A 19,018-nucleotide genomic window follows, 5' to 3' on the forward strand; every position below is an offset into this window, starting at 1 on the left:
CGTCGGGGTGGCGTCACCCTGACCCATATGTGACCTGGCTGGGGCTTTGGCGGGGCGTCGCCATGGCTTTGCAGGCACTTTTCGCCCAAAACACCCGACGACACTGTATACTTCGGCCTGTCGCGTCCCTCACGCGCCGGTCTTCAGACCGCCGGCATCTCGGCGGCGGTGAACAGGCTCACCGCCTGTTCCAGCTTGGCGATGGTTCGCCTCTCCACCTCTGCGGTGAAACGCGGCACAGGGATGGCGACGGCGAAGGCGCCGATCGCGACCCCCTGCACCAGCGCCGCCATGCCCAGCCCGCAAATACCCGGCGTATATTCCTCCCGCGTCCGGCCGACCCCGGTGGCGCGAACCTCGGCCAGTTCGGCGCGCAGCCTTGCCGTGTCGGTGATGCTGCCGGGCGTGAAGGCGGGCAGCGTCGTGTCGTTGAAATAGCGGTCCAGTTCGGTGTCGGGCAGGGCGGCGAGCAGCGCCTTGCCCGCCGCCAGGCAATGGAGCGGGCTGCGCGTGCCAACGCTGATCGAATAGCGCAGCGACTGTTCCGCCGTTTCGGTGACGATCGCCTCCAACTGCCAGCCGTCGCGTATGAAGAAGGAGGCGGTTTCGTTAAGCTGCAAGCGCAGCGACTTGACCAAAGGCCGTACCTTGTCGGCCAGCGACAGGCCGACGCGCGGAGATGCCAGCCGCTCCAGCGCGCCGCCGGGCAGGTATCGCCGTCCGTCGCGGGCCAGATAGTCGCGCTCCACCAAGGTCGCGAGCAGATAGGACAGGCTGCTCACCGGAATCGCCAGCCCCGCCGCAATCTCCTGCGCGACAACGCCGGCGGGTCGGGCAACGACATATTCCAGTATATCGATGGTCCGCATCGCCGATTTGACGGTGGACGGCGTGGAGCCATTCATGTGTCAGCCAACCCCATTGAAAGTCAGGCTGGCCCGCCTTGCGACAAAAAGCCAGCCGCGTCCGTGCGGACGAAAAGATACCAGGCGGCCGACTTTAGGCGCATCGTCGCCGATGAACAACCGCATCGCAGCGGGATCATGTTCAGCGCTCCGCAATCCTGGCAAAGGCATGGGATCCTCTAGGAAAAGGGAGATGCGTCATGGAACAATCATTCGGCCTTTCCGACAGGCGCAGCCTGATCGCGACACTGGCGCTGCTGCCGCTGGCGGCCTGTGCGACGCCGATGGGGCGTTACACGGTCGAGGATGCGGTGCGACGGCTGCTTGAACTGTCGAGCCAGCGCGCCTTTGCCCGGCTGACCGAACCCGGTGGCTTTTATGATGACCAGTTGACGCGGATCGTGCCGCCTGACCTTGGCGGGGGGCAGGGCGGGGCGGTCCTGTCCGCGTTGCTGCGGACCAATGCGGTGCGCAATCAGGTCGCGCGCGCGCTCAACGATGTGGCCGTGGACCTGGCCGACAATGCCATGCCGATCGTGATGGATGCGGTGCATCGCATGACGCTGGCCGATGCGGTGTCGGTGCTGCGTGGCGGGCCGACTGCGGCGACCGATCTGCTGGCGCGCGAAGCACGCGGATCGGTGGTCGAAGCCTTGCTGCCCGGTGCGTCGCGGGCGCTGCGTTCGGACATGTTCGAAATGTTGTCTGCGGCGCTTTCCGCCACCGGAGGCAGGGATTACATGGCTCTGGCGGACAATCTATCCGGCCAGATCGGCGACGCCATCTTTCGTGCGATCGGGCGGGAAGAGGCGGAAATTCGCCGTGATCCGGCCGCGACGCACGATCCGGTCCTGATGGCCTTGCTACGTTAGACCTTGATTTCAGTGCCGGGGCATGGTGTCCCTGCGCGCCATGGAACAGAAATATCCCGGTGTCGCCGGTATCCCCTGGGATCAGCCCGCGACCATGATCGACCTGGACGGCAAGCCGCCGCTGATCGGCACGATCCGCGACTGCGCCGTCCATTTTGGCCTCTACAAGGATCATGCCAGGGTGCAGGCGCGTGTCCTGCTGACCCAGCCGGTCCATCGCGAAGGGCGCAAGACCCGCACCTGGCTGCTGGAACCGGATGAGATTGCGGCCCTCGCCGAACGGCTGAAGCGCGAGACGCATTGAAAGCCCGCCAGCGCAGGCCAGCCGCCTGCTGAACAATCGCTCTAGCAGGCGAACAGATCGCCCTGGCGCGGGCGGGTGGCGGGGCGCTGTGGCGCGGGTTTTGCTCCGACCAGCGCCCGTGCCCGTCCGATCAAGGTATAAACCGCCTGTCGCTGCGCCCCGCGATTGAGGTGATCGACGCGATAGCCCTGATAATGGCGCTTGAGCAGCCCGGCCTTGACCAGTTCGGACGCGGCGCGGCTCAGGTTGGTCTTGCCCGACGCGCGCACCCGCGCCCGGACCTCGTCCTGCACCAGCCGGTCGTCCGCCGCGGCATCGCCCGTCAGCTTCGCCGCCTTGCGCAATTCCTCCCGCACCCGTTCGACCAGTGCCATGCGGCGCGGATCGCGATGGCCCATCGGCGTCAGCGCATCGCACAGCCAGTCGCGCAGCGGAACCAGCGCATCACCGACCCGCACTTCCGGCCCCGCGCTGCCATCCGGCCGGGCGATGTCCGCGATCAGCGTCAGCAGCATGAAGGCGTAGCGCGGCCGCGAACAGCAATGCGACAGGTGATCGAGCAGTTGCGAAATATCGCTGCCGCCAGCGATGCGGGATGGGACGGACGCATGAAACATATCGTGAATCAAGCATAGTATCGGCCGCTTGTGAATCCGCTTTTTCCGCCGAGTCGCATTTTGTCGCCCGTGACACTTTGCCCTCCGGTAAAGTGTCACGGCAGAAACTTTACCGGAGAGGCGATACGATGGGCGCGTCAGGCGAGGGGAGGTGACTGGGCTGTGTCAGCCGGCAATGTCAGCGTGACTCGCAACCCCGGCGCCGCATCGCCCAGGGTCAGCGTCCCGCCATGCAGATGCGCGACCGCCGCCGCCAGCGACAGCCCCAGTCCCGCGCCCGCAATATGCCGCGAGGCGTCCAGGCGCGCGAATCGCCGCAGCGCTTCGATCCGTCGTTCTTCGGCAATGCCAGGCCCATTGTCGGTCACGGTGACACAGACGGCATCGCCGTCGCGCCAGGCCGACAGGGTGATCATGTCGCCGCCATATTTCAGCGCATTGTCGATCAGGTTCGACAGCACCTGACCGAATATCTCGCGATGCGACCGGATCAGCAGGCCGTCGGCGGCATCGACCCGGATGGTGACGCCCCTGTCCTCGGCCAGCGCGCCATACATGTCCTGAAAGTCGCGCAGCAGCGCGGCGACATCCACCGCCACGAAATTGTCGCGCCCGATACCCGCCTCCGCCCGGCTGATCAGCAGCGCGGCGTCCAGCATCCGCAGCAGCGTGTCGCCTTCATCCAGCGCCTTTGCCAGCGCGGCTATCGCCTCCTCGTCCCGGCTCTGGCGCAGCGCATTGTCCAGCACCGCGCGCATCCGGGTGAGGGGGGAGCGCAGGTCGTGCGCCAGGCCGTCCGTCACCAGCCGCATTTCGTCGACCAGCGCGGTGATCCGGTCGAGCATCGCGTTGATCTCTTCGCCCAGCGCGTCGAACATGTCGTCGCTGCCGCTCAGCAGGATGCGGCGCTGCATGTCGCCGGTGCCGACCGCGTCCGCCGTGTCGATGATCGATCGCAAACGGCCCCTGATAATCGCCGCCGACAGCAGTGCCGCGCCGCCCGCCAGCGGAATGGCGAGCAGCACCGCACCGATCAGCGCGGCTTCCAGATAGCCGCCGAAACGCAGGTCGTTTTCCACGACATGGCCGGTCAGCAGCCGCGTGCCATCGGGAAAGCGCGTGCTGACGATGCCCATGGTCTGGAGTTCGCGCGGCTTTTGCCCGCTGCGCGCCAGGTCGATCTGCCGCCAGCTTTCGGCCCAGCCGATACCGGCCGGCCAGGCGGCGAGGTTGCCGGCGATGCGGCGGCCGTCCGGCCCGATCAGCAGCATGACCGACGTGCCGGCCGGATCACCGGCGATGCGCGCACGGACGGTCGCCCCCGCTGCATCGATCCCGGCGGCGGCATAGGTGGCGGCTATGTCGTCGCGCAGCGCTACCGCCACTTCGCGGCTGGCCTGATCGACCGACCGGCTGGTGAATTGATGAACAGCACCCAGCGCGAGCAGGACGCAGGCGATCTGCATCAGGAACACGAGGGCGGCGAACCGCCAGATGACGCTGTGGCGCCAGCGCATGGGATCGATCAGCCCTGCTCGCTCAGCCGATAGCCAGCGCCGCGCACGGTATGGATCAGCGGCCGGTCGCCATCCTCGTCGATCTTGCGGCGCAGCCGGCTGATATGCACGTCGATGACATTGGTGCCGGGGTCGAAATGATAGTCCCACACGCCTTCCAGCAACATGGTGCGGGTCACGACTTCGCCCTGGTGGCGCAGCAGATAGTCGAGCAGGCGGAACTCGCGCGGTTGCAGGTCGATCGCTCGTCCGCCGCGCTTCGCCTTGCGCGATAGCAGGTCGACCTCCAGGTCGGCGCAGGACAGGCGCGTCTCCGGCGCCTGCCCGCCACCGCCCCGCCGCAGCATGATCCGCAGCCGGGCGAGCAGTTCGGCAAAGGCGAAGGGCTTGGCCAGATAATCGTCGGACCCGCCGGTCAGTCCCTTCACCCGGTCGTCCGCCGTCGCCAGCGCGGACAGGATGATAACCGGCGTCCCGATCCCCGCCGCGCGCAACGCGGCGAGCACCGCCATCCCGTCCATGCCGGGCAGCATCCGGTCGAGGATGATCGCATCATGCGCCGCCTCGGTCGCCAGGAACAGGCCGTCGCGGCCATTGTCGGCGCGGTCGACGGTGAAGCCCTCCTCGACCAGACCCTTGACGATATAGTCGGCGGTGGTGGCGTCATCCTCGACCAGCAGCAGCTTGTAGCTCATGATCCCGCCTTCCTCCCTTCCTCCGGGCCGTCGCCCTTACGCATCCGCGCCGCCATGCTGCCCCGTCCGCCGCCGATCAGCCGTTGCAGGTCGACCATCGCCCGCGCCAGCGACAGGCCCTGCGGCCCGGCGATGAAGCGCGGTTCCCATACGGGCGCGAACTTGGCCTTATAGGCGCGCAACCCGCCAAAGCCATAGAAGGCGTCGCCATGGCGGTAGAGAAAGGCCGCGCCCTTGACCCAGAGCGGTGACAGGCGGCGGGCGTCAAGGCCGGACAGCGGTGCGATGCCAAGCGTGAACCAGCCATAGCCCTGAGCCTGTCCCCACAGCAGCAAGCGGGTGAACATATAGTCCATCACGCCCGGCGGCGCGCCCGCGCCATGGCGCATCAGGTCGACCGACAGGTCCGCGCCATCGGCCGTCGCCCAGATATTGGCGAAGGCGACGATACGCCCGCCGCACCGCACGATCGCGCAGTCGCCCTGCGCCAGATAGGCGTCATCGAACCGGCCGACGCTGAAGCTCTTTTCGGTCGCCCCCTTGGCTGCGAGCCAGTCGTCGGACACGCCACGCAATTGCGGCAAAAGTGCCTCGACATCGGCGGCGGGGACGATCGCAAAAGAGGCGCCTTCGCGCTCGACGCGGCGGATGGCGTGGCGCAGCGGCCGGGCATTTGGCCCATCCAGCGTGAAGGCGCTGAGGTCGATCCGCGCTTCCTCTCCATATTTGACGATGGACAGACCAAGGTCGATTGCCAGCGGCAGTGCGTCCAGCGTCAGTTGATACAGCAGGAGCCGGCCTTGCGCCGCATCGGCGCGCTCGCGCATCCGCCACAGCAGGTCGGGCCATTCGGCCGGATCGCCGACGGGGTCGCCCATCACGATCCAGCTATGCCCCTGCACCTGATACATCAGGAAGGCCCGGCCCGAAGGCGATGTCAGGAACAGCTTGTCGCCGGTCAGCGCGAGGCAAGCGTCGGTCCTGCGGGCGAGCGCGAGCGCGGTGGCGCTGGGCGTGCGGCTGATAGTGTCGCCCCTGATGCGGCCTGCCGGGCGGAGCAGCGCCCAGAGTGTTGCGCCGATCATCACCACGCCCGCCGCCACGGCCGCGCGCAGGAATCGCGATGCGTCCTGATGGCGACCAAATTGCCACCAGAGGTCATTTTGATAATCGACATGGCGATAGGCAACGAACCCGATCCAGATGGACAGGATGATCGCGATGCCCAGCGTGGCGATCCAGCCGGGGGTCAATATCGCCGATGTCAGACTGGTCTTGCGATAGAAGGCGGCATGGCTCCATTGCAGCAGCGCGGCGATGAGGAGCAGCACGACGGCTTCCTCATAATCCAGCCCCTTCATCAGGGAGAAGATCGCGCCCGCCACCAGCAGCAACCGGGTCAGCCAGAATGCGCCGTCGAGCCGGCGATAGAGGCCCGACGCCAGCAGGATCAGCATCGCGCCGACCGTGCTGGCGGCCAGATGCGATGCTTCGACAAAAGGCGTCGGCATCAGGCTGGTGAGGTTGTGGAAGCGGCCCGGCACGGCGGGCAGCGAGCCGGACACGAGCAGGATCGTACCGCCCACAGCCACCAGCGCGGCGAGCATGGTTGGGGCGATCGCCCGCGCCAGCATCTGCGCCCCGCCCAGCACGCGGCGCGCGGGCCTGCGCCACGCATGACCTTCGTGCGCCGCGATCAGCAGGATCGCCACGAGCAGCGGCAACAGATAATAGAGGATGCGATAGGCGATCAGCGCCGTGACCAGGCCGGTCCGGTCGACGCCGGGCAGCAGGGCCAGGATCACCGCCTCGAATATGCCGATGCCGCCCGGCACATGGCTGATCAGGGCGGCGATGATCGCCAGCGCATAGCCCAGGAAGAAGGCGGGATAGAGCGCGAGAGAAGCATGTGGCACCAGGATGAACAGCGCCGCGCTGGCCAGCGCCAGGTCGACCATGGCGATGCCGATCTGCGCCACCGCCTGTGTTCGGCTGGGCAGCGTCAGGGCCCAGCCCAGCAGATGGACTGACCGGGCGCTGCGACCCAGGCCCGCGATCAGCACTGCCGCGCCGGCCAGCAGGCCGCCGCCTATCGCACGTTGCGCCGCCGGTGCGAGCGTCAGCGCGCCGATGCCGGCGGGATGCAGCACCATCGCCAGCGCGGCGAGGGTAAAGACGCCACCCCAGAAAGCCAGGCTGGCGGACGCGATGATGCGCGCGACATCGCCCGGCCCCAGCCCCGCCGCACCATAAATGCGCAATCGCGCCGACCCCCCGGTCAGCAGCGCAAGCCCCAGATTATGGCTGAGCGTATAGCTGCAAAAGGAAGCGAGCGCGGCCGTGGGCCAGCCAATCGGCCGGTCGATGATGCGCAGCGCCAGATGATCGTAGAAGGTGAGCGCGAGATAGCTCAGCACGGTGAACAGGAGCGACGCGGCAATGACGGCGGGGGGCAGCGCGTGGAAGGCGGCGCGGACTTGCACCCATTGCACCCCGGCCAGCAGATGGTCGAGCGCGGCGATGCCCAGCCCCGTCACCAGCAGCACGGCGGCAACCGTCAGTGCGGGCCTGTATCTGCCAAGGGCGTTCATCGCGGCGGACTGCGCCAGCCGAGCGTCGCGCCGATCGCGTGCAGCAATGCGCCACTGACCGCGTCCGCGTCATGGTGCAGCGGATGGCCGCCCGGCAAGGTCAGGCGCGTGGCATTGGCCTGCCCCAGCGCCGGGCACAGGCTGGCCGGCTCCTCCGCCCCCTGGATGCAGAGCAGGGGCGCCCAGCTCAGCCGGCGGGCAGCGGTGGTGGCGTCCTCCTCAGGCTCGGTCAGGGAAAAGATTTCGGAAGGAGACGCCCGCCATTGCCGGGTCGCGCCCGGCACGATCAGGCCGATAAAGGCGATCCGCCGGCGCAACGCCGCCGGTACATAGGGCAGGGAAGGGGCGATCACATCCGCGCCGAACGACTGACCGATCAGCAGCAGCCGCGCGCCAGGGTCAATGGCGATGGCCCGGCGCAACCCCTGCGCGATCATGGCACCGGCTTCTTCGGGGGTGCGGCGGGTGCGAAAGAAATGCAGGCTGTTTCCGGCAACGACCGGGATGCCCCGTCGCGTCAGCCGATCGGCGATGGCTGGCCCCAGCCCGGCATGAAAGCCCATGTCGCCCGACAGATAGAGCGCGACGGCATGTGGTTGGGGAGGGCGGACGCGCGTGTCGGCCCGTCGAATGTCGAACAGAGGCCCGCCGATATAGCCGATATGCCAGAAGCCCAGCAGCAGGGCAGCGATCAGCATGAAGGGCGCTGCCCGTTTCACGCTGCCCGGCTCCATGGTTTGCCCGCCGTCCCGCCCTCGTCCGCCGACTGCACCCGGCCGCTGCGCTCCAGCTTGCCCCAGCCGACCCAGGGGCCAAGGATCGCGGTGCCGACCGCGCGGATCACCACGCTGTACATGATCTGGCGATAGATGAAGCGCTGCGCCACCAGCAGCAGCGCGGGATAGTGCCGTTCGCGCGGCTCCAGCCGATAGGCGACCGCCCCGCAGGCAATGTCGATCGCGGTGAAGGCGATCCAGTAAAGCGCCATGCGCAACACGTCGCTCTGCGTCTGCGCCCAGCCATGCTGATGCACCCGCAGCGCGGTGTCGAGCGCGCTGACGACCAGCGCGAGGTCGATGATCGGGGAGATGAGCGCGAAGCCGATCTGGAACAGCCAGGCCTGCGGCAGTCCCACCCAGGCAAGCCCGGCCGGCTTGCCTTCAGCCCATATGCCGCGATGCTTCCACAGGCATTGCAACGTGCCATAGGCCCAGCGGAACCGCTGCTTCGCCAGCGCGCCGAAACTTTCGGGCGCTTCGGTCCAGGCGACCGCTTCGGTGTCATGGGCGATGCGCCAGCCGGCGCGCTGGATGGCGATGGTCAGATCCTGGTCCTCCGCCAGTGTGTCCAGCGGATAGCCGCCGACCGCGTCCAGCGCCGATCGCCGCCACGCGCCAACCGCGCCCGGCACCACGGTCATCGCACCAAAGCGGGCGAGCGCGCGTCGCTCCAGATTCTGCGCCGTCACATATTCGACCGCCTGCCAGCGGGTGACGAGGTTGACACGGTTGCCGACCATGGCGTTGCCCGCCACCGCGCCGATCCCCGGATCGGCGAACCAGCGCGCCAGCCGGGCGATGGTCAGCGGTTCGAACTGGGTATCGGCGTCCAGCGCGACGATGATCGGCGCGCGCGCCAGTTCCAGCGCGCGGTTGAGCGCCGCCGCCTTGCCGCCATTGGCCAGGGTCAGCAGCCGCACCCGCGCGTCCCCGGCGAACGCCTCTGCGACGATCGCGCTGGTTCCGTCGGTCGATCCGTCATCGACCACGATCACCTCCAGCCCGATTGTCTGGCTTGCGAGCACACGGCGCACCGACGCCTCGATCACCTTGGCTTCATTGAAGGCGGGGATGATGACCGACACGAAGCCGCCCTCCTGAAGCGCAGGCGGCGTGACGCGGTTGCGCGGCGAACGGCTGCCCAGCGCCAGCCCGGCCAGCAGCAGCGCCCGGCCGATCCCGAACAGGATCACGGCGAAGAACAGATATTTGAGGGCAAGGCCGATCCCGGCGAGCAGCAGGAAGATGGCGACATCGACCCGCACGGCGGCAAGGTCCGCGCCATGGATGGGTGGCATCACCTGTCCGGCGCTGAGGCCGGCGAGCGCCGACACCGGCACGAAATGATAGCCGCGCTGTGTCAGCGCGCGGATGATGCGCGGCAGTGCCGCCACCGTCTGCGCCCGGTCGCCGCCGCTGTCGTGCAGCAGGATGATCTGCGCGGAGCGATCCGCGCCACCGGCCTCCACCTGCGCAACCGTGCGCCGGACGATCGCGTCCACCCCCGGCCGGGTCCAGTCGCCCGGATCGACATGCAGCCCGACATTGACATAGCCCGCCTTCTGCGCCTCCAGCGCCGGTCCGATCTCGTCCGCCGTCGTCGGTTCGGCGTCGCCGAAATAGGGCGCGCGGAACAGGCGCATCGCCCGGCCGGTATAGGCCTCGACTAGCCGCTGGGTGCTGTTGAGTTCCAGCGACACGCCCCGGTCCCACACCTGCGCCAGATTGGGGTGGGTATAGCTGTGATTGCCGATCTCGCTGCCCTGCGCGACGATCCGCCGCAGCAGGCCGGGATGCATCATCGCATTTTCGCCGATGACGAAGAAGGTGGCGGGTACATGCGCCGCCTTCAATATGTCCAGGATCGGCGGGGTCCAGACCGGATCGGGGCCATCATCGAAAGTCAGCGCCACCTGTTTCGGCCGGTATCCGGTGCGGCGGATGACATAGGGGGTGGGCAGGCTGGCGAAACGCTCGTCGGTGATCAATCCGGCGCGGCGGCCGGTGCCGGTCACGATCGCGCGGCGGCCCACGGTCGGCACATCATCGATCCGCAAAATCTCCCCATTGCCCTCGACATCGACCGAATTGAAGCTGGTCAGGCGTGCCATGGGCGGCGGTGTCGCCCCATCGCGCGCCTTGAACGCCGACCAGAAGCCAGGATCCTCCGACCCCAGCCGCCATAGCGCGACGCCGCCCGTGCCGGTCAGCCGCGCGGCGCGGATCTGGTTCCAGCCGCTTGCCGCGTCCAGCATCCAGACATGATGGACATGGCCGTCCTGCCGATAGTCGAAGGTCGCGTTGCCCGCGACCGGATCGAACCGGATCGGCGCACCCGAATCATGGGCGGACAGCCAGGCATCCTCGATCGAAAGCGTGTCGGCGGTCTTTGCGCCCTCGGTCCAGTCATAGGCGTAATTGCCCACCGCCACGATTGTCCTGCTGGCCGGAACGCTGCGCAGCGCGGCGCGCAGCCGCTGTACGAACCAGGGCTGGGCGGCGATCGGTCCTGCCCGGTCGCCGATATAATGCTGGTCATAATCCATCAGGATCAGCCGGTCGGCCACCGCGCCATAGCGGGCGAGGTTCCATTGCGCATCATCGACCGGCACGGTCAGCGTCAGCAGCAGATGGCGCGCGCGCAGCAGCGACGCGGCCTGGCGCAGGAAGACCAGATAGTCGCCTTGCACCGCACGCGGCAGCGCTTCGATGTCAAAGACGACGCCAGCAGCATGCATCGTCGTCAATTGTGCCAGCAACCGTCCCAGAAACGCGGTGCGTGCGGCATGATCGTGCAGCAGCGTGACGGTATGGATGCTGTCCCATGCACCGTCCGCGACATTTTGCACCACCGGCAGGATGCGCGGCCGGCGATGCGCGGCGTGGATGATTGCGGCGAAGGCCGGATCGGCGGTCATGCGCAGGGCGTGGGAAGGGCCGGTGACGGACAGCAACGCCGGCGCGATCCAGTCGATATGATTGACATGCTGGCGCAGCGACGCGCGGCTGGCATCGTCCCACGGCACATAGAAGGCCATGGTGACGGCATTGGCGGCCGCTGCGGTCGGCCGCCGTGGCAACCATTGGGCCATGCCGGCGCGCAACTTTGCGCCAAGGCGGCCGATTTCCTGACCGATACCTTCGGCGCGGGGGCGTTCCATCTTCAGCGGCACGGCCGGCGGCACCGGCACATCGATGATGGTGAGGGCAAAGGCGATTGCGGCGAGCAGGATGGCGATCAGCGTGATCGACAGCGCGGGCAAGGTGAGGCGGCGGCGGCGCCCGCTGGCGTCGTAGAAGATCGGCCTTTGCATCATCCCATCCGCATGTTGGAGAGGCGGCGCTGGAACAGGGGGATGCGCCGCCTCTCGCTTCACGGCCATGGAGGATGGCCGCCATCATGGATAGGCCATGGAATCGAACGGGGGGATGGGCGCACCATTACGCTTTGTTCATGATGCGGCGCGGCTGGCTGCTGCTTCACGGCTATTCAAGTTTATGGAATGATTGGAACGATTTTATCGGGCTGATCCGCAAAGCTGGAACAGAGTAGAAGGACTGCATCGCGCAAAGGGAGTTTCGCCATGCTGACCATCGCCACACCGCAACTCAACCCCGCCGAATGGCAGGATGTACGCGCCACACTTAACGCCGTTGCCGATTGCGGTTGCGCCGAACCGGCCGTCGCCGGATCGCTGCGGTCGCGGCTCGGCCATGCCATCGGTGCCCTGATCGGCCCGAAAAAGGCCGCCTCTGCCCCGTTGCCCGTCCATCTGCGCCCGGTGCGCGATTTTCTGTGCGAAACCGGCCGCACCCGTCGGCTGGCCGAACGCCATGTCCCCTCCCTGTCGGCACAGGGCTTTTCCCGCGCCCAGATCGAAGCGCTGGCGCTGCTCGGCGCCTGACCCCTTATCCCCCCGAAAGGAAATATCCCATGTCCATCCGCTCTTCCGACATCGATGCCGTCGATATGGTCATCCTGCCCCCGGTCCGCGATCTGGGCGACGGCTTTTCCGTCCGCCGCGCGCTCCCGTCCGCGCATCGCCGCATGGTCGGCCCGTTCATCTTCTTCGACCAGATGGGCGAGGCGGTATTCAATAGTGGCGAAGGGCTGGACGTGCGCCCGCACCCGCATATCGGCCTCGCGACCGTCACCTATTTGCTGGAGGGCGAGATATTGCACCGCGATTCCGTCGGTTCGGTCCAGTCGATCCGGCCGGGCGAGGTCAACTGGATGACCGCAGGCAGTGGCATCGTCCATTCGGAACGCACGTCTGACGAAAACCGTGCCAAGGGCGGCAAGCTGTTCGGCCTCCAGACCTGGGTGGCGCTGCCGACCCGCCATGAGGAAACCGATCCCGGCTTTTCGCACCACAAGGCGGACGAGATTCCCGCGATCGAGGATGCGGGCACACGCCTGACCCTGATCGCCGGCCGCTCGGACGGGCTGGTGTCGCCGGTCAAGACCTATTCCGACATGGTCTATGCCGACATCGCGCTGCTGGATGGCGCGCGCTACCAGCTCAAGGCGGAGCATGTCGAACGCGCCATCTATGTGGTGGCGGGCACGGTCGAGGTGATCGGCCAGTCGGGCGGTTTCGCCACCGGCGAACTGGTGGTGTTCAAGCCCGGCGCGGAGATCGTGCTGCGGGCAAAGGGCGGCGCGCGGCTGATGCTGCTGGGCGGCGAACCGCTGCCGGAAAAGCGCAACATCTACTGGAACTTCGTCTCCTCCTCGGCCGACCGGATCGAACAGGCCAAGGCGGACTGGCAGGCGCAACGCTTCGCCAGGGTGCCGGACGAGAGCGAGTTCATCCCGCTCCCGGCCTGACGGACAGGGGAACGCGCCTACTCCCGCGCATCCCCGTGATCGGCGAGCCTGGCGATCTGGACGAATTCCTGCCGCCAGTAATCGGCTTGCGGCCCGGCCAGCCGTGCGATGTCACCAAAGGTAAAGTCGCCCAGCTTCGTGTCACCGCGCAGCTTCTGGCCGAAGGCGGCGACCGCAATGGCAAAGGCCATGTCGCCCTGCGGCCGGCCGGCGGCGGCGATCAGGGCGGTGGGCACCGGCCGCTCGATCAGGCGGCTGCTCTGCCCTTCGGGCAATGTGTAGCGCAGGCGGACGGTGGCCATTTCCTGCGCGTCGCCTTCTGCCACCGACGGCCGGTTGGCGGCATATCTGCGTTCGCCGGTCCACCCTGCTTCGCCGACCGGCACGATCTCGTACAGCGCCGTCACCTGATGCCCCGCGCCGATCTCGCCGGCATCGACCTTGTCGTCAGCGAAATCCGCCTCTGCCAGGGCGCGATTTTCATAACCGATCAGCCGATACTGGCTGACCGCCGCCGGATTGAACTCCACCTGCACCTTCACATCCTTCGCGATCGTGAAAAGGGTCGACGACAGTTCCTCGTCCAGCACCTTGCGCGCCTCCATGGCACTGTCGATATAGGCATGGTTGCCATTGCCCAGATCCGCCACCGCTTCCATCATCGCGTCATTATAATTGCCCTGGCCAAAGCCCAGGGTGGTAAGCGTGATGCCGTCCTCGCGGTTCTGCTTCACCATGTCCTCCAGCCCCTTCTGGTCGGACAGGCCGACATTGAAGTCGCCATCGGTCGCCATGAAGATGCGGTTGATGCCGCCGGGAATACGATGCGCGCGGGCAAGGTCATAGGCCATCGCCAGCGCCGGGCCGCCCGCCGTCGCGCCATCGGCGTCCAGCCCGTCCAGCGCCGCCCTGATTTCGGCCGGATCATGGCTGCCCTCCACCAATGTCTCGACCCCGCCCGCATAGGTGATGATCGAGACGCTGTCATCGGGACGCAACCCGTCGGCAAGGGTCGAGAGGGCCTGCTTGACCAGGGGCAGCTTGTCCTGATCCTGCATCGATCCCGACACATCGACCATGAACACCAGATTGGCCGGCGGTCGCTGCGACCGGGTGACATCATAGCCGCGCAGCCCGATACGCAGCAACCGGGTGCCCGGATTCCAGGGGGTGGTCGCAACATCCGTGGTCACGCTGAAAGGCGCGGTACGATCGTCCGGCAGGGGATAGTCGTAGCGGAAATAATTGACCATCTCTTCGGTACGCACCGCATCGGCCGGGACGGCCTGGCCTGCCAGCAGCATGTGCCGGACATGGGCATAGGCGCCGGTATCCACATCCACGGCGAAGGTCGAGATCGGCTCGCTCGCCACCTGATGGACCGGGCTGACGGGCTGGCCATCATAGCGATCGCCTGTCGGCGTGACTGCGCCATTGGCGGCTTCGTATGCCGCATAGTCACTGGGCGCCTGACTACATCCGGCGAGGATGAGGCAGGGCAGGAGGGTGATGGCCAGGCGAGCACGCATTGGTTTTCTCCACTATTGAGGTAGAGAGAAAATAGGCGCGACAAAGCGAGCCTGACAAGCGACCAGCGGGGGGAAATCCGGTCGCTGCCAGAACCTCCCGGAACGGCGGGCCATGATTTCCGGCGGAATCGCGTGCGTTGCCGGACGGTCTGCACGGTATCTGCACCGGACCTGCGCCAACTATTGATCGATGGTCCCCACCAAACTGCTCCGGGGTGCCGCATCTTGGCCCGATATTCAGGGAGACAAGATCGATGCATTCCTCCGCCATGCGCCTGACTGGGCGCTTTCGCTGGAAACTGGTGCCGGCCCTGCTGGTCGTCGGCATCGGCGACTGGCTATTCTATCAGCGCCATCTCTATGGCGGTCATCTCGGCCTGTTCACCCTGGCGGTGCTGGGCGCGCTGCTTGTCGGGCGGCCGGCGATCCGGCGTGATCGGCGGGCCTGGGCGGCGCTGGCGGCGGCGGGGCTGTTCACGGCCGCTCTGGTCTATGACGCCAGCCTGCTCGCCTGGGCGTTGTTCTGGATTGCTGCGGTCATGGTCGCGCTGATCCCGGCGACAGCAGGGTTCGATGATGGCTGGCGCTGGTTCCAGCGCCTGATCCTGCATGGCCTGCGTGCGCCCTTTGCACCGTTGATCGACCTGCGCCGCCTGCTCAAGGTCCGCGCGGCGGGCCGTTCGGGCCGGTTCAGCCTCCATGCCGCGATCGGCCTGTTCGCCTTGCCGATTCTCGGCAGCGCCGTGATCCTCAGCCTGTTCGCCGCCGCCAACCCGCTGATCGCGCGTTTCTTCAACGCATTTTTTGTGCCGGAGCTGTCCGTGTCGTTGTTCGGGCGCGCGATCGTCTGGGGGCTGTTGTTCCTGCCGGTCTGGAGCCTGTTGCGGCCGCGCCTGCCGCGTCATGTGCTGCCGACCTTCGACCGGCGCGGCGACCGCGCTCTCCCCGGTGTCTCGGCCGGGTCGGTCACATTGTCGCTGATCCTGTTCAACCTGCTCTTCGCCGCGCAAAATCTGATGGATATCGCCTGGCTGTGGGGCTGGGCGGCGATGCCCGCCGGCATGACCATGGCCGACTATGCCCATCGCGGCGCCTATCCGCTGATCGCGACCGCACTGCTCGCGGCTTTGTTTGTGCTGGTGACGCTGCGGCCCGGATCGGACACGGCGCGCATGCCGGCGATCCGCCGACTGGTGATGCTGTGGATCGCGCAGAATATCCTGCTCGTCGCCTCCTCAATGCTGCGCACCGCAGACTATATCGACGCCTATTCGCTCACCCGCCTGCGGATTGCGGCTTTGATCTGGATGGCGCTGGTCGCTTTCGGCCTCGTGGCGATCTGCTGGCGGTTGCTGCGGAACCGCAGCGCCGCCTGGCTGATCAACGTCAACCTCGCTGCGGCGGGGCTGGTGCTGGCGATTGCCTGCTTTGTCGACCTGGGCGCGATCGCCGCGCAATGGAATGTCCGTCATGCTCGCGAAGTGGGTGGCAAGGGCGTGGCGCTTGACCTCTGCTACATGCATGAACTGGGCGCTTCCGCCGTGTTGCCCCTGCTGTCGCTGGAGCGCCGCGTCGACCTGAAGCCCGCATTTCGCGAACGGGTGCAGGCGGTTCGGACCAGGAATGTCGACCGACTGGAAGCAGGCGCCAGGCAGGGCTGGACATGGCTCAACCAGCGGCGGCTGACGGACGCGCGCCAGATGCTGGCGCAGACCCCGCCCGTCATCCTGCCGCCCGGCGACCGTGACTGCGCCGGCGCCCTGATCCCGCCACCGCCGCCGCCCAGCGATACCGCCACCGCCACGCCAAACGCCACGTTGACAGGAACGGCCGGGAAATGATCCTATGCCCCATGCCCAGCACCATATTGATCGTCGATGATGATCCCCATATCCGCCAACTGCTTGTTTTTGCCTTCGGCAAGGCCGGGCTGGAGACGATCGAGGCGGGCGATGGCGAGGAGGCGCTGGCGCAGGTCGCGCGGCACACACCCGACCTTGTCATCCTCGACATCAACATGCCGCGCATGGACGGGCTGGAGGTCTGCCGCCGGCTGCGCGCGCATAGCCAGGTGCCGATCTTCTTCCTCTCCTCGCGCGATGACGAGATCGACCGGGTTCTGGGGATCGAACTGGGCGGCGACGATTATGTCGTGAAGCCCTTTTCCCCGCGAGAGGTATTGGCGCGATCCATGGCGATCCTGCGCCGCACCGCCGCCCGCCCGCCGGCTGCGGAGCATGTCGGCACGATGCGGCACGGCCTGCTCAGCCTCGACACTGAAAGCTGGTCGGCGCGGTGGCGCGCGCAGGACGTCAGCCTCACCGTGACCGAGTTCACCATCCTGCGCACGCTGCTGGCGATGCCGGCGCGCATTTTCTCGCGCGACCAGATCATCGATCGCTTTCGCGGGCCGGGCTTTGCTCTGACCGACCGGACGGTGGACAGCCATATCCGCAATCTGCGTCGCAAATTCGCCGATGTCGGCGGGGTGGACATCATCGAGACGCGGGCCGGCATCGGCTATCGGCTGGGCGGATGCATCGGGACGGCCCCGCCGGCATGATCGCGCCGCTGAAGGCCCGGATCGCCCGGCACTGGCCGGTGCTCCCGCTGCGCACGATGGTGCTGGGCACCCTGGTTTTCGTGGCTGCGCTGCCGGGTTTCGGTGCAATTTTCCTGCGCATCTATGAAAATGCGCTGGTGCGCCGGACCGAAGCGGAACTGGTGGCGCAGGGCGCAGCCCTGGCGGCCAGTGCGGCGATCGTATGGCGCGGAATGCCGACCCGACCCGACTTCCCTGCCGCTGCGGTTCGCTATCATGACCGGATGACCGAGGTGGATTTGCGCGCTTCGCCGATCCTGCCGCCGCGTCCTGCCGCGATCGCGACGCGCCAACGGCCTGACGCTGCGGCGCTGGCCCTCACCCGGCGGATGATGCCGGCCTTTCAGGAAACCAAGGTCACGACCCTCTCCTCTATTCTGATGCTCGATCGGCAGGGCATTTTGCTGAACGGCGCAGAGCGGGGGCGTAGCCTCGCAGCGCTGCCGGAGGTCAAGGCGGCGCTTGGCGGCCGCGCGGTGACGGTGCTGCGCGAAAATGATGCCTATGCCGCTCGATATCCGCTCGAATGGCTGAGCCGCGCCACCAGCATTCGCCTGCACCACGCCCGCCCGATCCGCGTCGATAGCCAGGTGGTGGGCGTGCTGCTGCTGTCCCGTTCGCCGCGCGCCCTGTTCCTTGGCCTCTATGAGGATCGCGGCAAGATAGTGTTCGGCGTGGCCGCCATCTTCCTGCTGCTGTTGATCCTGTCCGCCATTCTCGCCCGCGCCATCGTTCGCCCGGTAGAAGCGCTCAGCCGGGCGACGCGCGAACTGGCGCTGGGGCGTCGTGTCACGCCGCGCATACCGTCGCTTCAGGTGGTCGAAATTCGTGCGCTCTATCGGGATTTTGACCGGATGGCCGACAGCATCGACAAGCGTTCGCGCTATTTGCGGGATTTTGCCTCGGCGGTCAGCCATGAATTCAAGACGCCGCTGGCCGGCATCTCCGGTGCGATCGAACTGCTCCAGGATCATGGCGACGACATGGCCCCGGCGGATCGGGCACGCTTCCTGCGCAACATGGCCGCGGATGCCGAACGGCTGTCGCGTCTGGTGCGGCGGTTGATGGAACTGGCGCGGGCCGATGTGCTGGTCGGCGGCGGGGATGCGCGAAGCGATGCGCGTTCGGTGCTGGCCGGACTGGCCGACGCCATGGGTGGCGAACGGTTCAGCGTGACGCTGTTGATGCCCGATGTCGTTCCGCCGCTTGCCATGGACACGGATGCGCTGGCGGCGATCCTGGCGACGCTGGCGGATAATGCGCACCAGGCCGGTGCGACGCGGCTGGATGTCACCCTGGCCGTGGACGGCGGCGACGCCGTCATCGATATGGCCGATGACGGTCCCGGCGTGGCGGATGGCGACCGCGATCGGATCTTTGACGCCTTCTTCACCAGCAAGCGGGCGCAGGGCGGGACGGGCCTGGGGCTGTCCATCGCCCGCTCGCTGATCGACGCCTATCAGGGCGCATTGACCCTTGAGCAGTCGGTGCAAGGTGCGCATTTTCGTGTCCGATGCCCGCTCGCAGCGGATTTCTGAGCCAGGGTGACAGATTTTTGAAAAAAGGCGTTGACCGACTCATCGGACGCGCCTAGATGCCACTCCACCGACGCGGTGAGGGCCTCTGGTTCTTGCTTCGCTCGGTCGCCCAAACAGACGGACGCCATTTTCCCGGCCGACAGGATCGGGGATTTCTGGTTGTCCGGTTTTATTGTCGGTGCGGTTCTTTGACATTGTTGATTGATGAAGGGACATGTGGGCGGCGGCTCCGGTCTGC

The 19,018-nt window shown here is 67.0% G+C and carries 15 protein-coding genes; 7 read left to right on the forward strand and 8 right to left on the reverse strand.

The features are described 5' to 3' along the window. Positions 1-143: 143 nt before the first annotated feature. A complete protein-coding gene (locus tag Q4610_RS17235; RefSeq protein ID WP_304537212.1) occupies positions 144-905 on the reverse strand; it encodes an IclR family transcriptional regulator in 762 nt (253 codons plus the stop codon). A gap of 200 nt (positions 906-1,105) precedes the next feature. Here Q4610_RS17235 and Q4610_RS17240 point away from each other — a divergent pair, with 200 nt between their 5' ends. After that, positions 1,106-1,777: a DUF4197 domain-containing protein gene (locus Q4610_RS17240; protein WP_304537213.1), complete on the forward strand. Its 672-nt coding sequence runs from the start codon at positions 1,106-1,108 to the stop codon at positions 1,775-1,777. A 22-nt stretch (positions 1,778-1,799) separates the two neighbouring features. Then, positions 1,800-2,081, forward strand: a complete 282-nt coding sequence (locus Q4610_RS17245; RefSeq protein ID WP_304537214.1) for a hypothetical protein — start codon at positions 1,800-1,802, stop codon at positions 2,079-2,081. A gap of 41 nt (positions 2,082-2,122) precedes the next feature. Here Q4610_RS17245 and Q4610_RS17250 read toward each other — a convergent pair whose 3' ends face one another. The 6 genes from Q4610_RS17250 to Q4610_RS17275 all read right to left on the reverse strand — a co-directional run bounded on the left by Q4610_RS17250 (position 2,123) and on the right by Q4610_RS17275 (position 11,594). Beyond that, the gene (locus Q4610_RS17250; RefSeq protein WP_304537215.1) at positions 2,123-2,698 is read right to left on the reverse strand and encodes a hypothetical protein; all 576 of its coding nucleotides are present in this window, start codon (positions 2,696-2,698) and stop codon (positions 2,123-2,125) included. A gap of 137 nt (positions 2,699-2,835) precedes the next feature. Continuing rightward, positions 2,836-4,215, reverse strand: a complete 1,380-nt coding sequence (locus Q4610_RS17255) for a sensor histidine kinase (RefSeq protein ID WP_304537216.1) — start codon at positions 4,213-4,215, stop codon at positions 2,836-2,838. 8 nt (positions 4,216-4,223) lie between these two features. Further along, entirely contained in the window at positions 4,224-4,910 is a 687-nt protein-coding gene (locus tag Q4610_RS17260) for a winged helix-turn-helix domain-containing protein (RefSeq protein WP_304537217.1), read from the reverse strand. After that, a complete protein-coding gene (gene mprF / locus Q4610_RS17265; protein WP_304537218.1) occupies positions 4,907-7,501 on the reverse strand; it encodes a bifunctional lysylphosphatidylglycerol flippase/synthetase MprF in 2,595 nt (864 codons plus the stop codon). Before mprF ends, Q4610_RS17260 begins: the two co-directional genes overlap by 4 nt. Beyond that, positions 7,498-8,220 carry an AcvB/VirJ family lysyl-phosphatidylglycerol hydrolase gene (locus tag Q4610_RS17270; RefSeq protein WP_304537219.1) on the reverse strand — a complete coding sequence of 241 codons (723 nt, stop codon included), beginning with the start codon at positions 8,218-8,220 and terminating at the stop codon, positions 7,498-7,500. The genes mprF and Q4610_RS17270 overlap by 4 nt, the downstream gene beginning before the upstream one ends. After that, the gene (locus Q4610_RS17275) at positions 8,217-11,594 is read right to left on the reverse strand and encodes a glycosyltransferase (protein WP_304537228.1); all 3,378 of its coding nucleotides are present in this window, start codon (positions 11,592-11,594) and stop codon (positions 8,217-8,219) included. The genes Q4610_RS17270 and Q4610_RS17275 overlap by 4 nt, the downstream gene beginning before the upstream one ends. A gap of 270 nt (positions 11,595-11,864) precedes the next feature. Here Q4610_RS17275 and Q4610_RS17280 point away from each other — a divergent pair, with 270 nt between their 5' ends. Both Q4610_RS17280 and Q4610_RS17285 read left to right on the forward strand, forming a co-directional pair. Then, positions 11,865-12,185 carry a hypothetical protein gene (locus Q4610_RS17280; RefSeq protein WP_304537220.1) on the forward strand — a complete coding sequence of 107 codons (321 nt, stop codon included), beginning with the start codon at positions 11,865-11,867 and terminating at the stop codon, positions 12,183-12,185. Positions 12,186-12,214: 29 nt separating this feature from the next. Next, on the forward strand, positions 12,215-13,111 hold the full coding sequence (locus Q4610_RS17285) for a pirin family protein (protein WP_304537221.1): 897 nt from the start codon (positions 12,215-12,217) through the stop codon (positions 13,109-13,111). Positions 13,112-13,128: 17 nt separating this feature from the next. Here the strand turns inward: Q4610_RS17285 and Q4610_RS17290 are convergent, their stop codons facing one another. After that, positions 13,129-14,640, reverse strand: coding sequence for a vWA domain-containing protein (locus Q4610_RS17290; protein WP_304537222.1), 1,512 nt, complete (start codon positions 14,638-14,640; stop codon positions 13,129-13,131). A gap of 254 nt (positions 14,641-14,894) precedes the next feature. Here Q4610_RS17290 and Q4610_RS17295 point away from each other — a divergent pair, with 254 nt between their 5' ends. The 3 genes from Q4610_RS17295 to Q4610_RS17305 are packed head-to-tail and all read left to right on the forward strand — an operon-like array spanning position 14,895 to position 18,780. Beyond that, positions 14,895-16,481, forward strand: a complete 1,587-nt coding sequence (locus Q4610_RS17295; RefSeq protein ID WP_304537223.1) for a DUF4153 domain-containing protein — start codon at positions 14,895-14,897, stop codon at positions 16,479-16,481. A gap of 11 nt (positions 16,482-16,492) precedes the next feature. Next, positions 16,493-17,203 (forward strand): response regulator transcription factor, encoded by a 711-nt coding sequence (locus Q4610_RS17300; protein WP_304537224.1) that lies wholly within the window; start codon positions 16,493-16,495, stop codon positions 17,201-17,203. Then, positions 17,200-18,780, forward strand: coding sequence for a sensor histidine kinase (locus Q4610_RS17305; RefSeq protein ID WP_304537225.1), 1,581 nt, complete (start codon positions 17,200-17,202; stop codon positions 18,778-18,780). Before Q4610_RS17300 ends, Q4610_RS17305 begins: the two co-directional genes overlap by 4 nt. Positions 18,781-19,018 lie beyond the last annotated feature (238 nt).

Source organism: Sphingobium cyanobacteriorum, from assembly GCF_030580935.1.
GTDB classification, from domain to species: domain Bacteria; phylum Pseudomonadota; class Alphaproteobacteria; order Sphingomonadales; family Sphingomonadaceae; genus Sphingobium; species Sphingobium cyanobacteriorum.

Bases quoted from the DNA above. Each gene is read 5' to 3' on its own strand.
- Q4610_RS17290 (WP_304537222.1), bottom strand. From the start codon at position 14,640: ATGCGTGCTCGCCTGGCCATCACCCTCCTGCCCTGCCTCATCCTCGCC.
- Q4610_RS17245 (WP_304537214.1), top strand. From the start codon at position 1,800: ATGGTGTCCCTGCGCGCCATGGAACAGAAATATCCCGGTGTCGCCGGT.
- Q4610_RS17300 (WP_304537224.1), top strand. From the start codon at position 16,493: ATGCCCAGCACCATATTGATCGTCGATGATGATCCCCATATCCGCCAA.
- Q4610_RS17295 (WP_304537223.1), top strand. From the start codon at position 14,895: ATGCATTCCTCCGCCATGCGCCTGACTGGGCGCTTTCGCTGGAAACTG.
- Q4610_RS17275 (WP_304537228.1), bottom strand. From the start codon at position 11,594: ATGCAAAGGCCGATCTTCTACGACGCCAGCGGGCGCCGCCGCCGCCTC.
- Q4610_RS17240 (WP_304537213.1), top strand. From the start codon at position 1,106: ATGGAACAATCATTCGGCCTTTCCGACAGGCGCAGCCTGATCGCGACA.
- Q4610_RS17260 (WP_304537217.1), bottom strand. From the start codon at position 4,910: ATGAGCTACAAGCTGCTGCTGGTCGAGGATGACGCCACCACCGCCGAC.
- Q4610_RS17280 (WP_304537220.1), top strand. From the start codon at position 11,865: ATGCTGACCATCGCCACACCGCAACTCAACCCCGCCGAATGGCAGGAT.
- Q4610_RS17305 (WP_304537225.1), top strand. From the start codon at position 17,200: ATGATCGCGCCGCTGAAGGCCCGGATCGCCCGGCACTGGCCGGTGCTC.
- Q4610_RS17235 (WP_304537212.1), bottom strand. From the start codon at position 905: ATGAATGGCTCCACGCCGTCCACCGTCAAATCGGCGATGCGGACCATC.
- Q4610_RS17250 (WP_304537215.1), bottom strand. From the start codon at position 2,698: ATGTTTCATGCGTCCGTCCCATCCCGCATCGCTGGCGGCAGCGATATT.
- Q4610_RS17285 (WP_304537221.1), top strand. From the start codon at position 12,215: ATGTCCATCCGCTCTTCCGACATCGATGCCGTCGATATGGTCATCCTG.
- mprF (WP_304537218.1), bottom strand. From the start codon at position 7,501: ATGAACGCCCTTGGCAGATACAGGCCCGCACTGACGGTTGCCGCCGTG.
- Q4610_RS17255 (WP_304537216.1), bottom strand. From the start codon at position 4,215: ATGCGCTGGCGCCACAGCGTCATCTGGCGGTTCGCCGCCCTCGTGTTC.